The organism is Tardiphaga sp. (assembly GCF_028290785.1).
In the GTDB taxonomy this organism is placed as follows: domain Bacteria; phylum Pseudomonadota; class Alphaproteobacteria; order Rhizobiales; family Xanthobacteraceae; genus Tardiphaga.
Map to the genome: position 1 here is coordinate 1 of NZ_JAQGJD010000191.1, position 17,816 is coordinate 17,816.

Below are 17,816 nucleotides of genomic sequence, written 5' to 3' on the forward strand. Positions count from 1 at the left end.
CACGGCAACCGGCGCAGCAGCGACCGGCGCCGGCGTCGCGGCAGCCACGGGGGCCGGCGTCGGAGCGACGGGTGCGGGAGCCGGGGGCGGGGCAGCAGGCGTCAATGCGACCGGCGCGGCCGGCGCATCGGACGCCATCCGGCGCTTGCCGCGCTTTTCCACCACGACCACGTTGGTACGACCGTGGCTGAAGCTCTGGCGCACGGTGCCCGTCTCGACGCGCGGCTTGAGCGTCAAGGTCTTGCTGGGAACACTCAGAGTCTTGTCGCCAGGCGTTTTGGTATCAACCATTCAGGCAGTCCTAATCTTGTTGCGTTGTGCGCGTCCGCACAGTCTCTTCATCAGTCGCATTATCGTCAGAAGTAATGTCGTCAGAAGTCTCGGTCAGCGATGCCGTTGCCGGCAAATCGTGTTTCAGCTTTGCTTTGGCGTTTGCGTTGCCGTCGTCGTCAGCCATCCGGTATTGGACCAGTGTCTGGCTGCGCGACAGGAACGTTTTGCCCGCCGGGCCTGTAAGCACGGCAGCATGTATCACATTTGACCGGCCTAATGCCAAATCCAATTCATCGCAGCTCAATACCGTAATAATCGGCAAAGGGCGCGAATTTTCGCCGAATTCGGCATTCTGGCGGGCGATGCCGTCCAATTTCCGGATTCCGTCGACCGCGCCGTCGGAGGCGTGGAGCAAAGCCTGGGCGTTCTGGCGCTTCAGCGCGTCCTCGACCTTGGTAAAGCCGGAGACGATCGCGCCGGCCTTGGCGGTCATCGCCAGCGCCTCGATCAGGCCGCGGATCATCAGTTTGTCGGTGTCGTCGGCCAGCGTCGGCGACGCCTTGACCGGCTTCTTGAAGCCCTTCGAAAATACGTTCCGCTTGACGGCCTCGGCCACCGTCTTGCGGTTGGCCGTGACCCACAGGCCGCGGCCGGGAAGCTTGCGCTTCAAATCCGGGATCGCCTCGCCCGTGGGCGCGACGACAAACCGGATCAGCTCATCGATCGGGCGCACGACCCGCGTGACCGCGCACATCCGCTCGGTCCCGGATTTGGTGCTCCGAGGTCCTTTGTCGAGATCTGCCGGGTCAGCGAGGGCAAGCATGCGCGTGACACGTTCCTTACGCTTCTTCGGTGGCGTCGACGGCGGCGCCCTTGTCGAGATCGGCCTGGGTGATCCAGCCGGCGATGACGCGGGCCTGCATGATCAGGGCTTCGGCGTCCTCGCGCGACACTTCGCTGGCGTCGAGCACGCCGGGGTGCTTGATCGGCTCCGAACCTTCCTTGCGCTCGGTCCAGCCCACCAGATCGTCGGTGGCGCAACCGGCCAGGTCTTCGACGGTCTTGATGTCGTTTTCACCGAACTTGACCATCATCTTCAGGGTCACGCCGGGCACCGTCTTCAATGCGTCTTCCACACCTAGTTCCTTACGTTTGTTTTCAAGCTCTGATTCGAGCTGTTCAAGGTATTCGCGCGCGCGGCTTTGCAGCTCGGCGGCGGTTTCGTCGTCAAAACCCTCGATGCCGGACAGTTCCTTGACATCGACCATGGCCAGTTCCTCGACCGAGGTGAAACCTTCCGACGCCAGCAGCTGACCGACAACTTCGTCGACGTTCAGCGCTTCCATGAACACCCGCGTGGAGTTTTCGAAGTCGGCCTGGCGGCGCTCGGACTCTTCTGTCTCGGTCAGGATGTCGATGTCCCAGCCGGTCAGCTGCGAAGCCAGACGCACGTTCTGGCCGCGACGGCCGATCGCAAGGGATAGCTGGTTATTGGTGTCGGGAACGACAACCTCAATGCGCTCGCGATCTTCGTCGATCACGACTTTCGAGACTTCCGCCGGCGCCAGCGCATTGACCACGAAGGTGGCGATGTCGGCCGACCACGGGATGATGTCGATCTTCTCGCCCTGCAGCTCGTTGACCACGGCCTGCACGCGCGAACCGCGCATACCGACGCAGGCGCCGACCGGATCCACCGAGGAATCCCTTGAAATCACGCCGATTTTCGCGCGCGACCCGGGGTCGCGGGCGACTGCCTTGATCTCGACGATACCGTCGTAGATTTCCGGCACTTCCTGCGCGAACAGCTTGGCCATGAACTGCGGATGGGTGCGCGACAGGAAGATCTGCGGGCCGCGGGTCTCGCGACGGACGTCGAAAATATAGGCGCGGACGCGGTCGCCGTTGCGGAACACTTCGCGCGGCAGCATCTCGTCGCGGCGCACGATGGCTTCGCCGCGGCCGAGATCGACGATCACACTGCCATATTCGACGCGCTTGACGATGCCGTTGACGATGTCGCCGATGCGATCCTTGAATTCCTGGAACTGGCGGTCACGTTCGGCCTCGCGCACCTTCTGCACGATCACCTGCTTGGCGGACTGCGCGGCGATGCGGCCGTATTCCAGCGGCGGCAGGGTGTCGGCGATGGTATCGCCGATCTGCGCACCGGGGTTGGCGCGTTCGGCATCGAACAGCGAAATCTGGTTGGACGAATTCTCCACGTCCTCGACCACCAGCATGTGGCGGGTGAGCTGCAACTGGCCGGTCTTCGGGTTGATCTCGGCATGCACGTCGGTTTCGGAGCCGTATCGCGCCCGCGCCGCCTTGGCGATCGCGTCTTCCATCGCCTCGATCACGATGCCGCGGTCGATGGATTTCTCCCGCGCAACGGCATCGGCAATCTGAAGCAATTCGAGTTTATTGGCGCTGACAGCGGCCATGGCTCAGTCTCCTTCGGTGGGGTCGAGGCCTAACCGCTGTCTTTCAGCGGCCAGCCGGTGTTCCTTGGTGTTCTTCGGGGCAGGCTTCGCAGCCGCTTTCTTCACGGCCTTGAGTTTCGGCTTCGGAGCAAAGCTCTTGGTGGGGTCGCTGCGCTTGGCGTGCGGGGGCGGCGCCGGCAGGATGCCAAGACCCTGCTTCATCTCGCGCTCGGCCAGCTTGCCGCGGCGCATCGATTCCGCGATCAGATCGTCGGTCAGCACCAGGTTGGCGTTTGAAATGTCTTCCAGCGGCAGCCGGGTAATCGGGTCTTCGCCGTCGCGGGCGCCTTCGCGGTCCAGCAGCACGACGTCGCCCTCGATGGCGCCGAGCAGGCCGCGGAACCGCTTGCGGCCGCCGACCGGGACGGCCATCTCGATCTTGACCAGATAGCCTTCGTAGCGCTCGAAATCGGTCTTGCGGACCAGCGGCCGATCGATGCCCGGCGACGAGACTTCCAGCCGGTAGGCGCGCTCGATCGGGTCGGAAACGTCCAGCACCGGCGACAAAGCGTGCGAAATCGCCTCGCAGTCCTCGACCAGCATGGTGCCGTCGGGGCGCTCCGCCATGATCTGCACGGTGCAGCCGAGTTCGCCGGAAATCTTGATGCGGACCAGCCGGTAGCCCATGCCCTGCAGCACCGGGCCGGCAATCGCGGAAACGCGTGCGGCGGCACCCGGTTCGATGACCAGGCGCGGCTCGGAAAGCAGTTCGAGATCCACTTTATCGGTGGTTGGATCGGTCATGTCCGTCGTCAAGATCTGTCTGGCTGGCAAGGGTTGTGCGATGGGTTGAAGCCGGGCTCCAGCCCGGCCGTTGGGTCCCGCCCGAATCCCGCCGTGTCGGCAGCAGGGGTCCGTTCAGGTAATAAAAAAGAGCGGGTCCCGAGGGGCCCACTCTCAAACGCGATCGTATGAGAAACCATAAGTTACGGCGGATATAGCCGTTTCGCGGGGGCCGGGCAAGGCCCGCGAGGGCCCCGGGCAACAATTTCGCCGGCGGTAAATGCGCGTTTTGGCGGCTAACCCTTCCTTCACGAACCCAACCTAAGGTGGGCGGGCCTTTGTATGGCGCAGTTGAGTATATTTGATGGTAGTGGCGCATTCCCTGATCCCCGGGCTTGAGGAGATCGTCAGGTCGGGCGACTCCAAGCGCCGCGGCGACGCGGTCCGGAAAATCTCCGATCTGTTCCTGCTCGGGGCGTCGCGCTTCCAGCAGGCGCATATCGAGCTGTTCGACGGCATCCTGACCAGCCTGGTACCGCAGACCGAGACGGAAGCGCGCGGCGAGCTGGCCGAACGGCTGTCGGCGCTGATCAACGCGCCGCCGCAACTGGTGGCGATGCTGGTGCGCGACGATTCCATCGAGATCGCCGGGCCGCTGCTGCGCCGTTCGCCGGTGGTCGACGAGGCGACCCTAGTCGAACTCGCCAAGCTGAAGGGCCAGCCGCACCTGCTGGCGATTTCTAGCCGCTCGGCGGTATCGCCGCCGATCACCGACGTCATCGTCCGCCGCGGCGACCGCGAGGTGGTCCGCCGCATCGCCAGCAATGCCGGCGCGAATTTTTCACATCTCGGCTATGCCGGCCTGATCCGCCGCGCCGGCGACGACGGCGTGCTGGCGATGGCCGTCGGCCAGCGCGGCGACCTGGCGCCGCCGCAGCTCAAGGATCTGTTGGCGCGCTCGGTCGAGGTGGTCCGGCGCCGGCTGTTCGATGCCGCCACGCCGGAGCAGCGCGCGGCGATCAACCGCGTCATGGCCGAGATCACCGGCACGCCGAAACACCTGTCGATCACCCGCGATTTCGCCACCGCGCAGCGCACGGTGCAGAAGCTGCATCAAGCCGACGATCTGAACGAGGGCACGCTGCTGCGTTTTGCCCGGGCGCATCAATACGAGGAGACCGCCGCGGCGCTGGCGGCGATGTCCGGCGTGCGGATCGCGACCATCGACCAGTTGCTGAAGGGCGACCGCGACGATCCGATTCTCATCCTTGGCAAGTCGATCGGGATTTCCTGGGCCACCGTGCGCGCGCTGATGGTGCTGCGGCTTGGCCCCGGCCGCTCGCCGGCCGCCGCGGACGTCGAAGAAGCCCGACAGAATTTCGAGCGCCTAGTGCCGGCCACCGCACAGCGCGTGCTGACCTTCTGGCAAACCCGCGAGCCGACCTCGGCGATGCCGCTGTAAATAGATTATGCGGCGACAGCTAGCGTTCCCCGGACGCGATGCAGCGCGCAGTGCTGCTTCGCAGAGCCGGGCCCCGGTTTCTTCAACGTAAAGAAGTCACCGGGATCCCGGATCTGCGCAGCGGCATAGCGGCGATGCAAGGGCATCGCCTGAGTATGCCGCAGCGCGTCCGGGAAACGGTTACGTGATCTTCCTTGCTATCACATACGCCGCCTGGCGGCCTTCGCGCGTGGCTTTGCGGCCGTAGCGGGTCATGGTGTAGTTCGGCCACGGCTGCCGCCAGTCGTCTGCGCGCTCTGCGGTCCAGGCGAAATCCGGCGAGCGCTGCAGATGCCACAGCGTCCACGCCACGTAGTCCGGGATGTCATGCACGAAGCGGAATTCGCCGGATGACACCAGCACGCGCGCCATCGCCTCCAGCGTTGCGTCCTGCACGAAGCGGCGCTTCCAGTGCCGCCGCTTCGGCCACGGGTCGGGATGGATCAGGTCGATGCGCGTGATCGATTGCGGCGGCGCCCAGGCCAGCAGCTCGGCGGCGTCGCCGGCGTACAATCTGATATTGCCGAGCCCGCGCTCCTCGATGTGCGTGAGAATTTTCGCCATGCCGTTGATGTAGGGCTCACAGCCGATGAAGCCGACATGCGGATGGGCCTGCGCCTCCGCGACAAGATGCTCGCCGCCGCCGAAGCCGATCTCGACCCGCACCGCTTCGACCGCGGGGTCGAAGCGCGTGCGCAGGTCGGCCGGCGCCGGGCTGCCGATGTCGAACGCCAGCCGCGGCAGCAGCGTCGCCATCAGGTCGGTCTGATGCAGCCGCAGCTTGTGGCCCTTACGCCGCCCGAAGAACGAGCCGCGGTAGAAGCCGTCGTCAGGCGCGGTCTCGCTCTCGCCAGCGAAGGCTTCGCTGGCGGCGTCGTGGTCGTCCGGATCGGGGGCTGAATCGGTCATCGGCCGCTTGATACAGCCGAAACGGCGGCGGCGCCATCAGTTGTGTCCGTCATTGCGGGCCCGCAAAATCGCCGAAGGCGAATTTGCGGAGCGAAGCAATCCAGTGCCACAAGCGAAGACTGGATTGCTTCGTCGCAACGGCTCCTCGCAATGACGGGGAATGCGCTCAGCGCTGGTCGGGCGCTTCGCGGGCGGCGATCTGTTCGACCATGTCGACGATGCTGCGGCGGAGTTTGGTGTCGGTGATGCGGGTGAAGGCGCGGGTCAGCGCGAGGCCTTCGGAAGTGGCGAGGAAGTCCGAGACATAGGCCGGCGAAGAGGCTTCGCTGAAACCGTCGGCGTGCATGATGGCGCCGGGGCCGCCCTCGAACAGAAACGAAACCGGCACCTGCAGGATTTCCGAAATCTGCTGCAGCCGGCTGGCGCCGACGCGGTTGGTGCCCTTCTCGTATTTCTGCACCTGCTGGAACGTCAACCCGAGCGCCTCGCCGAGTTTTTCCTGGCTCATGCCCAGCATGATGCGCCGCATGCGCACACGGCTGCCAACATATTTGTCAACAGGATTGGGCGCTTTGGTAGACATCTACTCACTCCTCGATCAAATCACGATACGGATCACGGGCCCGATCCGATGATAGTTAGCTCCAAAAACGAAGCAGTACTATCGTAGTCCATTTTGACGACCGCGCAAATTTTCCTAAGCCGAAATTTTGGGCCGACGGAAGTGGTTTTCTCACGGCGTGAGAAGTCGAAAAGAGAAAGCTAGCTTAAAAAGAGATCAACTTTTGCGACGGTCGGCACCGCGTCGCGACCCGGTCGCGCTGGCTTCGGGAAGCCCTTGAATCAAGGAGATTAATTGCGGGTTGCCGTGCGCCGCCGCACCGCGAGCAAGATTGCGAGCGCGACGAACATTGCGGCAGGGACATCGCCGCTCCTCGAATAAATTGTGGGGGAAATCGCCGCCGGCAGGCCGGAATCGAGCACCCCTTCGACGCCGAGATCGAGCCGGGCGATGATCCGGCCGAGCGGGTCGACGACCGCGGAGATTCCGGTGTTCGCGGCGCGAACCACGGGAAGGCCCTGCTCGATGGCGCGGACCCGGCTCTGCTGCATGTGCTGATAGGGGCCGGTGGAAATCCCGAACCAGCCGTCATTGGTGAGATTGACGATCCAGCCGGGGCGACTATCCGTCGCACCGATCTCGCCCGGGAAAACTGCCTCGTAGCAGATCAGCGGCAGCATTTTCGGCGCGCCGGGAATGTCCATGTTGCGGCGCCGCTCGCCGGCAAGGAAGCCGCCAATTTGCTTGGTGAGCTGCTGGAAGCCGATCTTCTCCATGAAGCTCTGATACGGCAGGTACTCGCCGAACGGCACCAGATGCAGCTTGTCGTACACCGACAGGATGCTGCCGTCGTGATCGATGACGTAGATCGAATTGTAGGCGCGCGTCACCCGGGTGCCGGCGGGCTGGTCGGGCGGGCGCACCGCGCCGGTCACCAGTACGGTGCCCTTCGGCAGCAGCTCGGCGATCTGCGCCATCGCATCGGGTTCGCGCGACAGGAAGAACGGGAACGCGGATTCCGGCCAGATCAGGACATTGGCGTCACCGACCCCGGTCGACTGCGGCCCGGTGGAGCGATCCGACAGCGCCAGATACTTGCTCATGATGTCCGCCTTGGCGGCGTAGTTGAAGCGCGCATCCTGCGACAGGTTGGGCTGCATGATGCGCAGCTTAACGCCCGCGACCAGCTGCGTCGGCGTGCGCGACAGCCGCACCAGGCCGTAGACGCCCATGGTCACCAGCAGCGCCAGCGCGATCGCGGCCGGCAGCCATGGCTTTGCCGCGCGCGAACGGCCGTCGATCAGGATCGCGGGCGCAGCGAAGATCGCCACCGCGAGGAAGGTCAGGCCCCACAGCCCGATCAGCGAGGCGCTTTGCGCCAGCGCCAGCGGCTCGGTGAGCGCGTAGCCGAACGTGTTCCAGGGGAAGCCGGTCAGCACGTGGCCGCGCAGCCATTCGGCGATGGTGAGACAGGCAGCGAGCGTCAGCACCCGCGAAAAGTCCTTGGTCCACAGCAGCCGCGCCAGCGCGAAGCCTGCCGCGGTGAACAGCGCGAGATAGGCCGGCAGCCCGCCGATCGCCGCCGGCAGCAGCCAGGCGAAGGTCTGCGCATCGACCAGGAAAGCGTAGCCGATCCAGTACAGGCCGGGCACGAAGTAACCGAAACCGAACCACCAGCCGGCCATGGCGGCGGCGGGAATGCCGCGCATTTTGCCGGCGGCGGCGCCGTCGATCAGCCAAACCACGATCGGAAAGGTGACGAACAGCACCGGCCAGGCGTTGAACGGCGCCATCGCCAGCGACGATACCGCGCCGGCCAAAAGCGCGATACCGGCGCGTTTCCAGCCCCACGCCAGGATGATGGAGAGCGCGACGCCGCGCAGGCTGCGGAATGTCACTGCGAGTTCGCCCCATCGCCGGAGGGCGACGGACCCGCTTTGTCGTTGACCTGCGGATGGCCGGTGGTGTCCGGGCCGGCCTCGCGGCGGCGCAGTTCGCGCGGTCGTACGACCGGGCGCTCCTTGCGCGGCCCGATGCGCAGCCGCTTGACGCGGCGCGGGTCGGCGTCGAGCACTTCGATCTCGAAATTGCCGGGACCGGAGATCACTTCGCCGCGCACCGGCAGCCGGCCGACATGGGTGACGAGATAGCCGCCGAGGGTTTCGACTTCCTCGCCGGCTTCGCCGGTGACGAATTCCTCGCCGACCATGGCGATGACGTCTTCCAGGCTGGCACGGGCATCGGCGATGAAGGAATCGCCCTGTCTGACGATGGAGGGCGGCTCATCACTGTCGTGTTCGTCGTCGATCTCGCCGACGATCTGTTCGACGATGTCCTCGATGGAGACCAGGCCGTCGGTGCCGCCATATTCGTCGACCACCAGCGCGAGATGAATTCGCGCCGCCTGCATCTGCGCCAGCAGGTCGATCGCGCGCATCGACGGCGGCACGTAGAGCAGCTTGCGGATGATGCCGGTCTGCGCGACGGGCTGCGCCAGATCGATCGAGCGCAGGTCGAGTCCGGCGGGCAGCACCTTCTTGCGCTTGGCCGTGGAGGGCACGATCGCGCGCGCCTTCTCGGTCATGAAAGCCAGGAGGTCACGGATGTGGACGATGCCGACGGGGTCGTCGAGGGTCTCGTTGTAGACTACCAGGCGCGAATGCGCCGCGCTCTCGAACAGGCCCATCAATTCGCCGAGCGAAATGTCCTGCTTCACGGCGACGATGTCGGCACGGTGCACCATGACGTCGGCGATGCGGCGCTCGTGCAGGCCCAGAATGTTGCGCAGCATGGTGCGCTCGATGGTCGAGAAGCCGGTCTCGTCCGGCGTCGAGGCGTCGAGCACCACCTGCAGGTCGTCGCGAACCGAGCCGGGCTTCCAGCCGAACAGCGAGCGGATCGCGCGGGTCAGCCAGCCCTCGGCGGAGGGGCGCATCACTTCGCCGTCGTGGATCACAGCCGGCAGGTTGCTGACGGTCGCAGGGTTGTCGTCGCTACTGTCGCCGTCCGGCATCAGATCACCCGATCCTGATCTGCATAGGGGTCGGCAATGCCGAGCTGGGCGAGGATCTCGCGTTCCAGCGCTTCCATCGCCTCGGCCTCGCCGTCCTTCTCGTGGTCGTAACCGACCAGATGCAGGAAGCCGTGTACGGCCAGATGGCTGAGATGGCTGGAAAACGTCTTCTCTTCCTCGTCGGCTTCGCGCCGCGTGGTCTCGTAGGCGATGGCGATATCGCCGAGCATGCGCGGCGCATCGTCGGGCTCCTGCGCGCCTTCGGGCGGCTGCAGCGCCGGGAACGACAGCACGTTGGTGGCCTTGTCGATGCCGCGCCAGTTCTGGTTCAGGGTGCGGATGCCGGCGTCGTCGGTCAGCATGATGGCGAGCTCGGCATCGCCGGTGTCGGCATCGACATGCGCGGCGGCGGCTTCGATGGCGCGAAAAATCACGGCTTCGGCGTCGGCCTCGGCATTCCAGCAGTCGGCGACAATCAGAACCTCTGTCGCGGGGAGTGGGTGGGTCGTCATCGTTTCAGAACTTCTTTCGATGGCGAACCCGGTATCGGGTTCGCCATCCGCGTGAGGTGTGGGTATCAGAATTTCGCGGCTACCGGCTTCTGCGGTAATCCCTCGTAGGCGGCAACGATCCGCGCCACGAGTTCGTGGCGGATGACGTCTTCCGCGGTGAACTTGACCTGCGCGATGCCCTGCACGCCGTCGAGCAGGCGCGCGGCCTCGGCGAGGCCGGAGGTCTGGCCGGGCGGCAGATCGACCTGGCTGGGATCGCCGGTGATGATCATGCGGCTGTTTTCGCCGAGCCGGGTCAGGAACATCTTCATCTGCATCGAGGTGGTGTTCTGCGCCTCGTCGAGAATGATCGCGGCATTGGTCAGCGTGCGACCGCGCATGAAGGCCAAGGGTGCGATCTCGATTTCGCCGGTCTGCAGCGCGCGCTCGACGATCCGCGAATCCATCAGGTCGTACAACGCGTCGTAGATCGGGCGCAGATAGGGATCGACCTTTTCGCGCATGTCGCCGGGCAAAAAGCCGAGCCGTTCGCCGGCTTCCACCGCGGGGCGCGACAGGATGATGCGATCGACTTCCTTGCGCTCGAACAAAGCGGCGGCCTGCGCCACCGCGAGCCAGGTCTTGCCGGTACCGGCGGGGCCGATGCCGAACACCAGTTCGTGGCTCTTCAGCGCCTGGATGTAGCTGTCCTGCGCGGCGGTGCGGGCGCGCACCGGCCGCTTGCGCAGGTTGATCGCCTCGAAGGTCGAGGTCTTGGCCGCCTTGGCATCGAACGGAAACAGCGAGCCCTGAGCCAGCGTGGCGCGGATCGCGCCTTCGACTTCGCCGGGGGCGAGGTCGTGGCCCTGCACCGCCTGCGCATAGAGCGTTTCCAGCACGCGGCGCGCTGCGTCACAGGCATCGCGCGTTCCGGTCAGGGTGATGTGATTGCCGCGGGAATCCACCACGACATTGAGCCGTCGTTCCACGATGGCGAGGTTCTGGCCGTAGGGCCCGACCAGCGAGGAGGCCGCGCGGTTGTCGTCGAAGTCGATGACGACCTGCGTCTCGGGCTGAACGGGGATGTCGAGTTTGCGGGCAGCGAGCGAAGGCGAATCCGATGCGCTTTTGGCCAAGAATTCAGGCTCCCGTGACAGAGTGAGAAGGAACAGGCTGCAGTGGCTGAATCGGAGGGGTCGCCAGCGTGCCGAGCAGGCTGTAGCGCTCGAGGCTGGTCAGGGTGACCGGCAGCACCTGGCCGATGATGTCCTCGGAGGCCATCACATGGGCGGGCTGCAGGTAGGGCGTGCGGCCGACGATCTGGCCGGGATTGCGCGCGGCGCGTTCGAACAGCACGTCAACGGTGTTGCCAATCGCGGCCGCGTTAAAGGCCGATTGCTGGCTGTCGATCAGTTCCTGAAGTCGCACCAAGCGCTCGTCCATCACTGCTGCTGACACCGTCTCCTGTAGGTCCGCCGCCGGAGTGCCCGGCCGGGGCGAATACTTGAACGAATAGGCGCCAGCGTAACCGATTTGTGTGACGAGCGCGAGCGTCGCGGCAAAATCTTCCTCGTTCTCGCCGGGAAAGCCGACAATGAAATCCGACGTAAAAGCAATGTCTTGCCGCGCGTCACGAAAACGCTCGATGACATCGAAATAATCTTTTGCGGTATGTTTTCGGTTCATCAGGCCGAGAATGCGGTCGGACCCGGACTGCACCGGCAGATGCACGAACGGCATCAGCGCCGGCACGTCGCGGTGCGCCTCGATCAGCGTCTCCTCGACGTCGCGCGGATGGCTGGTCGAATAGCGCAGCCGGACGATGCCGGGAATTTCGGCCAGCCGCGTCAGCAGCGTGCCGAGCGGCCATGGACGGCCGTCGGGGCCTTCGCCGTGATAGCCATTGACGTTCTGGCCGATCAGCGTGATCTCGCGCACGCCGTTGTCGGCGAGGCGCTTCACGTCATCGATGATCTTGGCGACCGGGCGCGAGACTTCCGAACCCCTGGTGTAGGGCACCACGCAAAACGTACAGAACTTGTCGCAGCCTTCCTGCACGGTGACGAAGGAGGAAATGCCGCGCGCGCGAATCGCCGCCGGTTTAGGTGGCGGCAGGAAGCCGAACTTGTCTTCAATCGGAAATTCGGTTTCCAGCGCGCGGCCGCCGGCTTTCGCCTGCGCCAGCAGTTGCGGCAGGTGATGATAGCTCTGCGGCCCGACCACGACGTCCACCACGGGGGCGCGGCGGATGATCTCGTTGCCCTCGGCTTGCGCGACGCAGCCGGCGACGACGATGTTCATCTGGCGGCCGGTCAGCGCGGCGGCGTCCTTGGCGACGCGCAGCCGGCCGAGTTCGGAATAGACCTTTTCCGAGGCCTTTTCGCGGATATGGCAGGTGTTGAGGATGACGAGGTCGGCGTCAGCGACGCTTGATGTCTCGACAAAGCCTTCCGGCGCCAGCGTGTCGACCATGCGCTGGGCATCGTAGACGTTCATCTGGCAGCCGTAGGACTTGATATGCAGCTTGCGCGGCGCGGTCATGGAACCTGAAGGGTGTGAAAAGGCGCTTGCTGCGCAGGGGTGAGATATAGCGGAATCGCCGGGAAATCCAGCGGTGTTAGAAAAAGCGATAAATTGCAATAGGTTACGCAATCCGGGCCGATGATATCGTGTCCCGGACGCGGTGCGGCATTCTTATGCCGCTCCGCAGATCCGGGATCCCGGTCTCTTTCGCGCCCATCCGGGACCCGGATCTGCGGTGCACCACGCCGCGAAGGCGCGGCGCAGTGCACCGCGTCCGGGGAACGAACCGGTCAGTTGAATTCGACTTACCCCAGCGTCGCAGCGGCCAAAAGCCAGTTGCGCTCGACCAACCCAGGCAACAGCCGCATGTCGTCGAAGGTGGCGTCGGCGCCGGCGGCTTTCAGCGCCGTCGCGGTGCCGGGGCCGCAATGGGCGCCGCCGTGGAAGCCGAGCACGGTCATGCCCGCGGCTTTCGCGCCGATCACGCCGGGGACGCTGTCCTCGATCACCACGCAGCGCGACGGATTTACGCCCATCTCGCTGGCGGCGAACAAAAACAGGTCCGGCGCCGGCTTGCCTTTTTTCACCTGGCTGGCGGAAAACAGATGCGGCGCGAAGCGCTCGATTAGGCCGGTGGTGGTCAGGCTGCTGACGATCCGAGTCGGCGTGCCCGACGACGCCACGCAGACCGGCAGCGACAGTCGCGCCAGCGCCTCGGCGATACCAGGCACCGGTGCGAGCTGCTCGCCGAACACGCGGTCGATGGTGGCCTTCAACTGCACGGTATATTCGTCGGGGAGCACGCGGCCCATTTCGGTCTCGACCTCGAACCGCGCCTCGCGCGACGAGCGGCCGAGGAAACGGTCGTGCACCTGTTCGGCGGATATCGCGTAGCCGTGTGCCGTCAGCACCTCGGCGTGGACCACGCAGGCCAGCGCCTCGCTGTCCACCAGAACGCCGTCGCAATCGAAGATGACGAGATCGAAATTCACTTCGCGGATTTATCCTCGTCGAGCGGCACGCAATACAGCTCCAGCCGGTGATCGACCAGCTTGTAGCCGAGTCGGGCGGCGACTTCGGCCTGCAGCTTTTCGATTTCCTCGGAGGTGAACTCGATCACCGTGCCATCGCGCAAATTGATCAGGTGATCGTGGTGGCTGTCGCGCATCTGCTCGTAGCGGGCGCGGCCCTCGCGGAAATCGTGGCGCTCGATGATCCCGGCATCCTCGAACAATTTCACCGTGCGGTACACGGTCGAGATCGAGATCTTGTCGTCTACCGCGATGCAGCGGCGATACAATTCCTCGACGTCGGGATGATCGACGGCCTCGGCCAGCACGCGCGCGATGACGCGGCGTTGCTCGGTCATGCGCATGCCGGTCGCGGCGCAGCGCGCCTCGATTCCGGTGTCCTTCGGCGAAGGCGTCGATTTCAATGCGGTCATGGTTTGGGCATCCGGTAGCGAGGCTCCTTGTGCCACCGGAGGGCCGTCAGGACAAGTCGCGACGCATCACCAGCGCGTTCAATTCCACGCCACCGGCCTCCTTGTAATAGCGTTCCCGGCGCCCGGCGACGGCGAAACCGGCGCGTTCGTAGAGCTTCCGCGCAGGCTGATTATTCTCTTCCACTTCCAGAAACACGGTGCGCACGCCGCGCCCGGCGAGATGGCCGAGATGGGTCAGAAACAGCTCGCGCGACAGGCCCCGGCCGCGATGGCTCGGCGCCACCGCGATCGACAGAATCTCGGCCTCGTCGGCGGCGATTCGCGACACCGCGAAGCCGATCACGGCGCCGCCCTGGCGCAGCCGGTGCAGCAGCGTATTGCGCTCGCGCAGCATCTGCTCGAACTCACTTTCGCCCCAGCCGCGATGAAACGAGGCGCCGTGCAGTTGCGCCAGCCGCCGGACGTCGCGCAGCGTGGCGGGTTCGACCACCGCTGCGGCGCCGCCGAACCAGCGCGACCACCATGCCATCATGGCGCAGACTGCGCGTGCGGCACCGCATTGAGCTGCGGCTTGGCGTCGGGCGCGCGCAGGTAATAGGGCCGCGCCAGCGCGGTGTGCGGATCGACGGCGGCGCCGAGCCAGCCGATCCAGGAGATGTCCGGAGCCGGCTGCGCATCCACCGACGCCGGCGGCGCATCGGCCGGCCAGCGCGCGGCGAGAAGCCCGGCGGCATTGCCGACCAGATGCGGCGCGCCGAATTGCGCGGCTTCGAGCGCCTCCGCGATCGGCGCCACGCGCGGCCGCACCAGCGAGGTGCCGTTGCCGCTGACGACCTGGAAGTAGACGTGGTCGTGGCGCGCATCGATCGCCGAAACGATCGGGTGTTCGCCGCTCTCGCTCACCACCGGGGCGGCATAGGCGGCCAGCGTGGTGATGCCCACGACCGGCTTGCCCGAGGCGAGCCCAATGCCGCGCGCCGCGGATAGCCCGACGCGCAGTCCGGTAAAGCTGCCGGGTCCGGTGGTCACCGCGACGCGGTCGAGATCGTTGAAGCCGATGCCGGAGCGCGCCATGACGTCAGCCAATAGCGGCATCAGCGCCTCGGCATGGCCGCGCTTCATCGGCACGGACTCATGGGCCAGGAGCTTGGTGGTCCGGGTGTCGAGCACGGCAACGGCGCAGGCATCGAGCGCGGTATCAATGGCGAGAATGAGCATCGGCAAGCTCTACCACGGCTCGCGCGCAAATGGGCCCGCCGCCCACAGCATTTTCGCGCATCGGTTTGAACTCATCGACCGATGCGGCCCCGACATCGAAATAGCGTAGGGGTTTTGTTATGTGAAGAAACACCCTCTGATTGTTGAGGATTTCGTTTTTCGGTTGAGACATAGTTAAGAAAATCTTCGCAAATCGCCGCCAAGGTCGCTGGGGCAGACTCACGTCCGCGCGCGTCCGCCAATTTTGACGACAAGTATTGATTAGCTCAGTGAATCCTCATTCAAGTAGCCACATTGGAACCAAAAGCATGTTCAATCGACGCTCGACCAAAAGCGAAGTAGCCAAGTCGCTGGCGACGGACTCTCTGACCGCCAATGTGATGGTCGCCGATGCCAGTCTCACGATCATTTATATGAATGAGGCGGTCGTCGAACTGCTGAAAGAGGCCGAAGCCGATATTCAGAAGGATTTGCCGCGCTTCAGCGTGGCGAAGCTGGTCGGCAGCAATATCGATGTCTTTCACAAAAATCCCGCGCACCAGCGCCAGATGCTCGAAAACCTCAACAAGACACATCGCGCGACGATCAATGTCGGCGGACGAATTTTCGACCTTGTCGCCACCCCCCTCAAGGACAAGAGCGGGCAGCGCGTGGGCATAGCGGTCGAATGGTCGGACGCGACGCTGCGGCTGCAGAATCTGGAATTCTCGGCAAAAGTCACGGCCATCGGCCGGGCGCAGGCGGTGATCGAATTCGCGATGGACGGCACCATCCTCACCGCCAACGAGAATTTTCTGAACGCGCTCGGATATTCGCTGCCGGAAATTCAAGGCAAGCACCACAGCATGTTCGTGGCGTCGAACGAGCGGGACGGCGCGGCCTATCGCGAATTCTGGGCCGACCTGAACCGCGGCAAATTTCAGGCCGCCGAATACAAGCGGATTGGCAAGGGCGGCAAGGAGGTCTGGATTCTCGCCACTTACAATCCGATTCTCGACCAGACCGGCAAGCCGTTCAAAGTCGTCAAATACGCCACCGACGTGACCGAACAAAAGCTCCTGACCGCCGACCTCGCAGGCCAAATTGCCGCGATCGGCAAGTCGCAGGCGGTGATCGAGTTCGACATGAGCGGCAAAGTGCTCACCGCCAATGACAATTTCCTGCGCGCGCTGGGATATTCGCTGGGCGAGATCCAGGGCAAGCCGCACAGCATGTTCGTCGATGCCGCGGAACGCGACAGCTCGGCCTATCGCGAATTCTGGGCCAAGCTGAATCGCGGCGAATACCAGGCCGCCGAATACAAGCGGTTCGGCAAGCACGGCAAGGAAGTCTGGATTCAGGCCTCCTACAATCCGATCCTCGATCTCAACGGCAAGCCGTTCAAGGTCGTCAAATACGCCACCGACACCACGGCGCAGGTGATCGCGCGCATGAAGAGCGAGCGCGTCCGCTCGATGATGGAAACCGTCGCGGCCGGCGCCGAGGAGTTGAACGCCTCGGTGCGGGAAATTTCCGAGGCGATGATGAAGTCGAAGGACACCGCGCTGTCGGCGGTGGGCAAGGTCGAGCTGGCGGACGAACAGGCACAGCGTCTGAGCTCGGCGGCGCAGGCCATGAGCGGCATCGTCGAGCTGATCGGCAACATCACCGGACAGATCAACCTGCTCGCGCTGAACGCGACCATCGAGTCGGCCCGGGCCGGTGAAGCCGGCCGTGGCTTTGCGGTCGTCGCCTCCGAGGTGAAGAACCTTGCCAATCAGGCCAAGCAGGCGACCGACAAGATCGGCAGCGAAATCAGCAGCCTGAACGGCATCTCCGGCGATGTGGTCGGCGCGCTGGCGGCGATCAAGCAGGAGATCCAGAACGTCAGCGAGTATGTCACCGCAACCGCTGCGGCGGTCGAGGAACAGAGCACGGTGACCAGCGAGATGTCGTCAAGCATGCAACGCGCCGCCGCCGAAGCGGCCAGCATCGGGCGGGTGGCGTAGGCAGCAGCGAAGCGCCGGCTCTTTCCCTCCCCCTTGCGGGGAGGGTGGCCGGCCGAAGGCCGGTCGGGTGGGGGTTCAACAAACACAGCTGCGCGAGGGGCACCCCCACCCGTCACGTTTGTTCGCTTCGCTCTCAAACGCGCCACCCTCCCCGCAAGGGGGAGGGAAAAGCGCGCCTACATCGGGCGGACTTCGACCACTTCCGGCACAAAGTGCTTCAGCAGGTTCTGGATGCCGTGCTGCAGCGTCGCGGTGGACGACGGGCAGCCGGCGCAGGAACCCTTCATGTTGAGGTAGACGATGCCTTCCTTGAAGCCGCGGAAGGTGATGTCGCCGCCGTCGGCGGCCACCGCGGGGCGCACCCGGGTCTCGATCAGGTCCTTGATCACATCTACGGTCTCGGCGTCGGCCTCGGCGAAGAACTCTTCTTCATCCTCGGAGATCACGTCGCCGGCCACGCTGCCATCGGCCATCAACGGCGCGCCAGACATGTAGTGCTCCATGATGGCGCCGAGGATCGCCGGCTTCATGTGCTGCCAGTCGCTGTCGTCCTTGGTCACGGTGACGAAGTCGGAGCCGTAGAACACGCTGGTGACGCCGGGCACGCCGAACAGCTTTTCGGCCAGCGGCGATTTTACCGCGGCCTCGCGGCTGGTGAATTCCATGGTTCCGGAGTCGAGCACGTCGC

Annotated in this window: 18 protein-coding genes; 2 read left to right on the forward strand and 16 right to left on the reverse strand. The window is 64.8% G+C overall.

The features are described 5' to 3' along the window. The 4 genes from JWR89_RS11045 to rimP all read right to left on the reverse strand — a co-directional run. Window positions 1-291, reverse strand: a 291-nt coding sequence (locus JWR89_RS11045; RefSeq protein WP_299715636.1) for a translation initiation factor IF-2 associated domain-containing protein, incomplete at its 3' end; no start/stop codon positions are given. Between the two features lie 10 nt (window positions 292-301). Beyond that, entirely contained in the window at window positions 302-1,096 is a 795-nt protein-coding gene (locus JWR89_RS11050; protein WP_299715641.1) for an RNA-binding protein, read from the reverse strand. A gap of 16 nt (window positions 1,097-1,112) precedes the next feature. Then, a complete protein-coding gene (gene nusA / locus JWR89_RS11055; RefSeq protein WP_299715644.1) occupies window positions 1,113-2,717 on the reverse strand; it encodes a transcription termination factor NusA in 1,605 nt (534 codons plus the stop codon). 3 nt (window positions 2,718-2,720) lie between these two features. Beyond that, the gene (rimP, locus tag JWR89_RS11060) at window positions 2,721-3,500 is read right to left on the reverse strand and encodes a ribosome maturation factor RimP (RefSeq protein WP_299715647.1); all 780 of its coding nucleotides are present in this window, start codon (window positions 3,498-3,500) and stop codon (window positions 2,721-2,723) included. Window positions 3,501-3,843: 343 nt separating this feature from the next. Here rimP and JWR89_RS11065 point away from each other — a divergent pair, with 343 nt between their 5' ends. Next, window positions 3,844-4,941, forward strand: a complete 1,098-nt coding sequence (locus tag JWR89_RS11065) for a DUF2336 domain-containing protein (protein ID WP_299715650.1) — start codon at window positions 3,844-3,846, stop codon at window positions 4,939-4,941. A 180-nt stretch (window positions 4,942-5,121) separates the two neighbouring features. On the opposite strand, the gene JWR89_RS11070 is transcribed toward JWR89_RS11065, so the two are convergent. The 11 genes from JWR89_RS11070 to tsaB form a co-directional block, all read right to left on the reverse strand. After that, window positions 5,122-5,889 carry a tRNA (guanine(46)-N(7))-methyltransferase TrmB gene (locus JWR89_RS11070; protein WP_299715653.1) on the reverse strand — a complete coding sequence of 256 codons (768 nt, stop codon included), beginning with the start codon at window positions 5,887-5,889 and terminating at the stop codon, window positions 5,122-5,124. Window positions 5,890-6,055: 166 nt separating this feature from the next. Beyond that, the gene (locus tag JWR89_RS11075; protein WP_299715656.1) at window positions 6,056-6,472 is read right to left on the reverse strand and encodes a helix-turn-helix transcriptional regulator; all 417 of its coding nucleotides are present in this window, start codon (window positions 6,470-6,472) and stop codon (window positions 6,056-6,058) included. Window positions 6,473-6,741: 269 nt separating this feature from the next. Continuing rightward, complete coding sequence (lnt, locus tag JWR89_RS11080; RefSeq protein WP_299715659.1) at window positions 6,742-8,349, reverse strand: apolipoprotein N-acyltransferase; 1,608 nt, start codon at window positions 8,347-8,349, stop codon at window positions 6,742-6,744. Next, entirely contained in the window at window positions 8,346-9,464 is a 1,119-nt protein-coding gene (locus tag JWR89_RS11085; protein WP_299715661.1) for a hemolysin family protein, read from the reverse strand. Before JWR89_RS11085 ends, lnt begins: the two co-directional genes overlap by 4 nt. Beyond that, on the reverse strand, window positions 9,464-9,976 hold the full coding sequence (gene ybeY / locus JWR89_RS11090; RefSeq protein WP_299715664.1) for an rRNA maturation RNase YbeY: 513 nt from the start codon (window positions 9,974-9,976) through the stop codon (window positions 9,464-9,466). Before ybeY ends, JWR89_RS11085 begins: the two co-directional genes overlap by 1 nt. A gap of 65 nt (window positions 9,977-10,041) precedes the next feature. Beyond that, window positions 10,042-11,091 (reverse strand): PhoH family protein, encoded by a 1,050-nt coding sequence (locus JWR89_RS11095; RefSeq protein WP_299715667.1) that lies wholly within the window; start codon window positions 11,089-11,091, stop codon window positions 10,042-10,044. 4 nt (window positions 11,092-11,095) lie between these two features. Next, window positions 11,096-12,496 carry a tRNA (N6-isopentenyl adenosine(37)-C2)-methylthiotransferase MiaB gene (gene miaB / locus JWR89_RS11100; protein WP_299715670.1) on the reverse strand — a complete coding sequence of 467 codons (1,401 nt, stop codon included), beginning with the start codon at window positions 12,494-12,496 and terminating at the stop codon, window positions 11,096-11,098. Between the two features lie 287 nt (window positions 12,497-12,783). After that, entirely contained in the window at window positions 12,784-13,470 is a 687-nt protein-coding gene (locus JWR89_RS11105; RefSeq protein WP_299715673.1) for an HAD family hydrolase, read from the reverse strand. Then, window positions 13,467-13,922: a Fur family transcriptional regulator gene (locus JWR89_RS11110; protein ID WP_299715676.1), complete on the reverse strand. Its 456-nt coding sequence runs from the start codon at window positions 13,920-13,922 to the stop codon at window positions 13,467-13,469. Before JWR89_RS11110 ends, JWR89_RS11105 begins: the two co-directional genes overlap by 4 nt. Window positions 13,923-13,968: 46 nt before the next feature. Further along, complete coding sequence (gene rimI, locus JWR89_RS11115; protein WP_299715679.1) at window positions 13,969-14,454, reverse strand: ribosomal protein S18-alanine N-acetyltransferase; 486 nt, start codon at window positions 14,452-14,454, stop codon at window positions 13,969-13,971. Next, on the reverse strand, window positions 14,451-15,140 hold the full coding sequence (tsaB, locus tag JWR89_RS11120; RefSeq protein WP_299715682.1) for a tRNA (adenosine(37)-N6)-threonylcarbamoyltransferase complex dimerization subunit type 1 TsaB: 690 nt from the start codon (window positions 15,138-15,140) through the stop codon (window positions 14,451-14,453). Before tsaB ends, rimI begins: the two co-directional genes overlap by 4 nt. Window positions 15,141-15,448: 308 nt before the next feature. On the opposite strand from tsaB, the gene JWR89_RS11125 reads away from it, so the two are divergent. Further along, complete coding sequence (locus JWR89_RS11125) at window positions 15,449-17,128, forward strand: PAS domain-containing methyl-accepting chemotaxis protein (protein ID WP_299715685.1); 1,680 nt, start codon at window positions 15,449-15,451, stop codon at window positions 17,126-17,128. A gap of 176 nt (window positions 17,129-17,304) precedes the next feature. Here the strand turns inward: JWR89_RS11125 and JWR89_RS11130 are convergent. Then, window positions 17,305-17,816: NifU family protein (locus JWR89_RS11130; RefSeq protein WP_299715688.1), on the reverse strand; the 512-nt coding region annotated here is incomplete at its 5' end.

Bases quoted from the DNA above. Each gene is read 5' to 3' on its own strand.
- miaB (WP_299715670.1), bottom strand. From the start codon at position 12,496: ATGACCGCGCCGCGCAAGCTGCATATCAAGTCCTACGGCTGCCAGATG.
- JWR89_RS11085 (WP_299715661.1), bottom strand. From the start codon at position 9,464: ATGCCGGACGGCGACAGTAGCGACGACAACCCTGCGACCGTCAGCAAC.
- JWR89_RS11110 (WP_299715676.1), bottom strand. From the start codon at position 13,922: ATGACCGCATTGAAATCGACGCCTTCGCCGAAGGACACCGGAATCGAG.
- nusA (WP_299715644.1), bottom strand. From the start codon at position 2,717: ATGGCCGCTGTCAGCGCCAATAAACTCGAATTGCTTCAGATTGCCGAT.
- rimI (WP_299715679.1), bottom strand. From the start codon at position 14,454: ATGATGGCATGGTGGTCGCGCTGGTTCGGCGGCGCCGCAGCGGTGGTC.
- JWR89_RS11125 (WP_299715685.1), top strand. From the start codon at position 15,449: ATGTTCAATCGACGCTCGACCAAAAGCGAAGTAGCCAAGTCGCTGGCG.
- ybeY (WP_299715664.1), bottom strand. From the start codon at position 9,976: ATGACGACCCACCCACTCCCCGCGACAGAGGTTCTGATTGTCGCCGAC.
- JWR89_RS11070 (WP_299715653.1), bottom strand. From the start codon at position 5,889: ATGACCGATTCAGCCCCCGATCCGGACGACCACGACGCCGCCAGCGAA.
- rimP (WP_299715647.1), bottom strand. From the start codon at position 3,500: ATGACCGATCCAACCACCGATAAAGTGGATCTCGAACTGCTTTCCGAG.
- JWR89_RS11075 (WP_299715656.1), bottom strand. From the start codon at position 6,472: ATGTCTACCAAAGCGCCCAATCCTGTTGACAAATATGTTGGCAGCCGT.
- tsaB (WP_299715682.1), bottom strand. From the start codon at position 15,140: ATGCTCATTCTCGCCATTGATACCGCGCTCGATGCCTGCGCCGTTGCC.
- JWR89_RS11050 (WP_299715641.1), bottom strand. From the start codon at position 1,096: ATGCTTGCCCTCGCTGACCCGGCAGATCTCGACAAAGGACCTCGGAGC.
- JWR89_RS11065 (WP_299715650.1), top strand. From the start codon at position 3,844: ATGGTAGTGGCGCATTCCCTGATCCCCGGGCTTGAGGAGATCGTCAGG.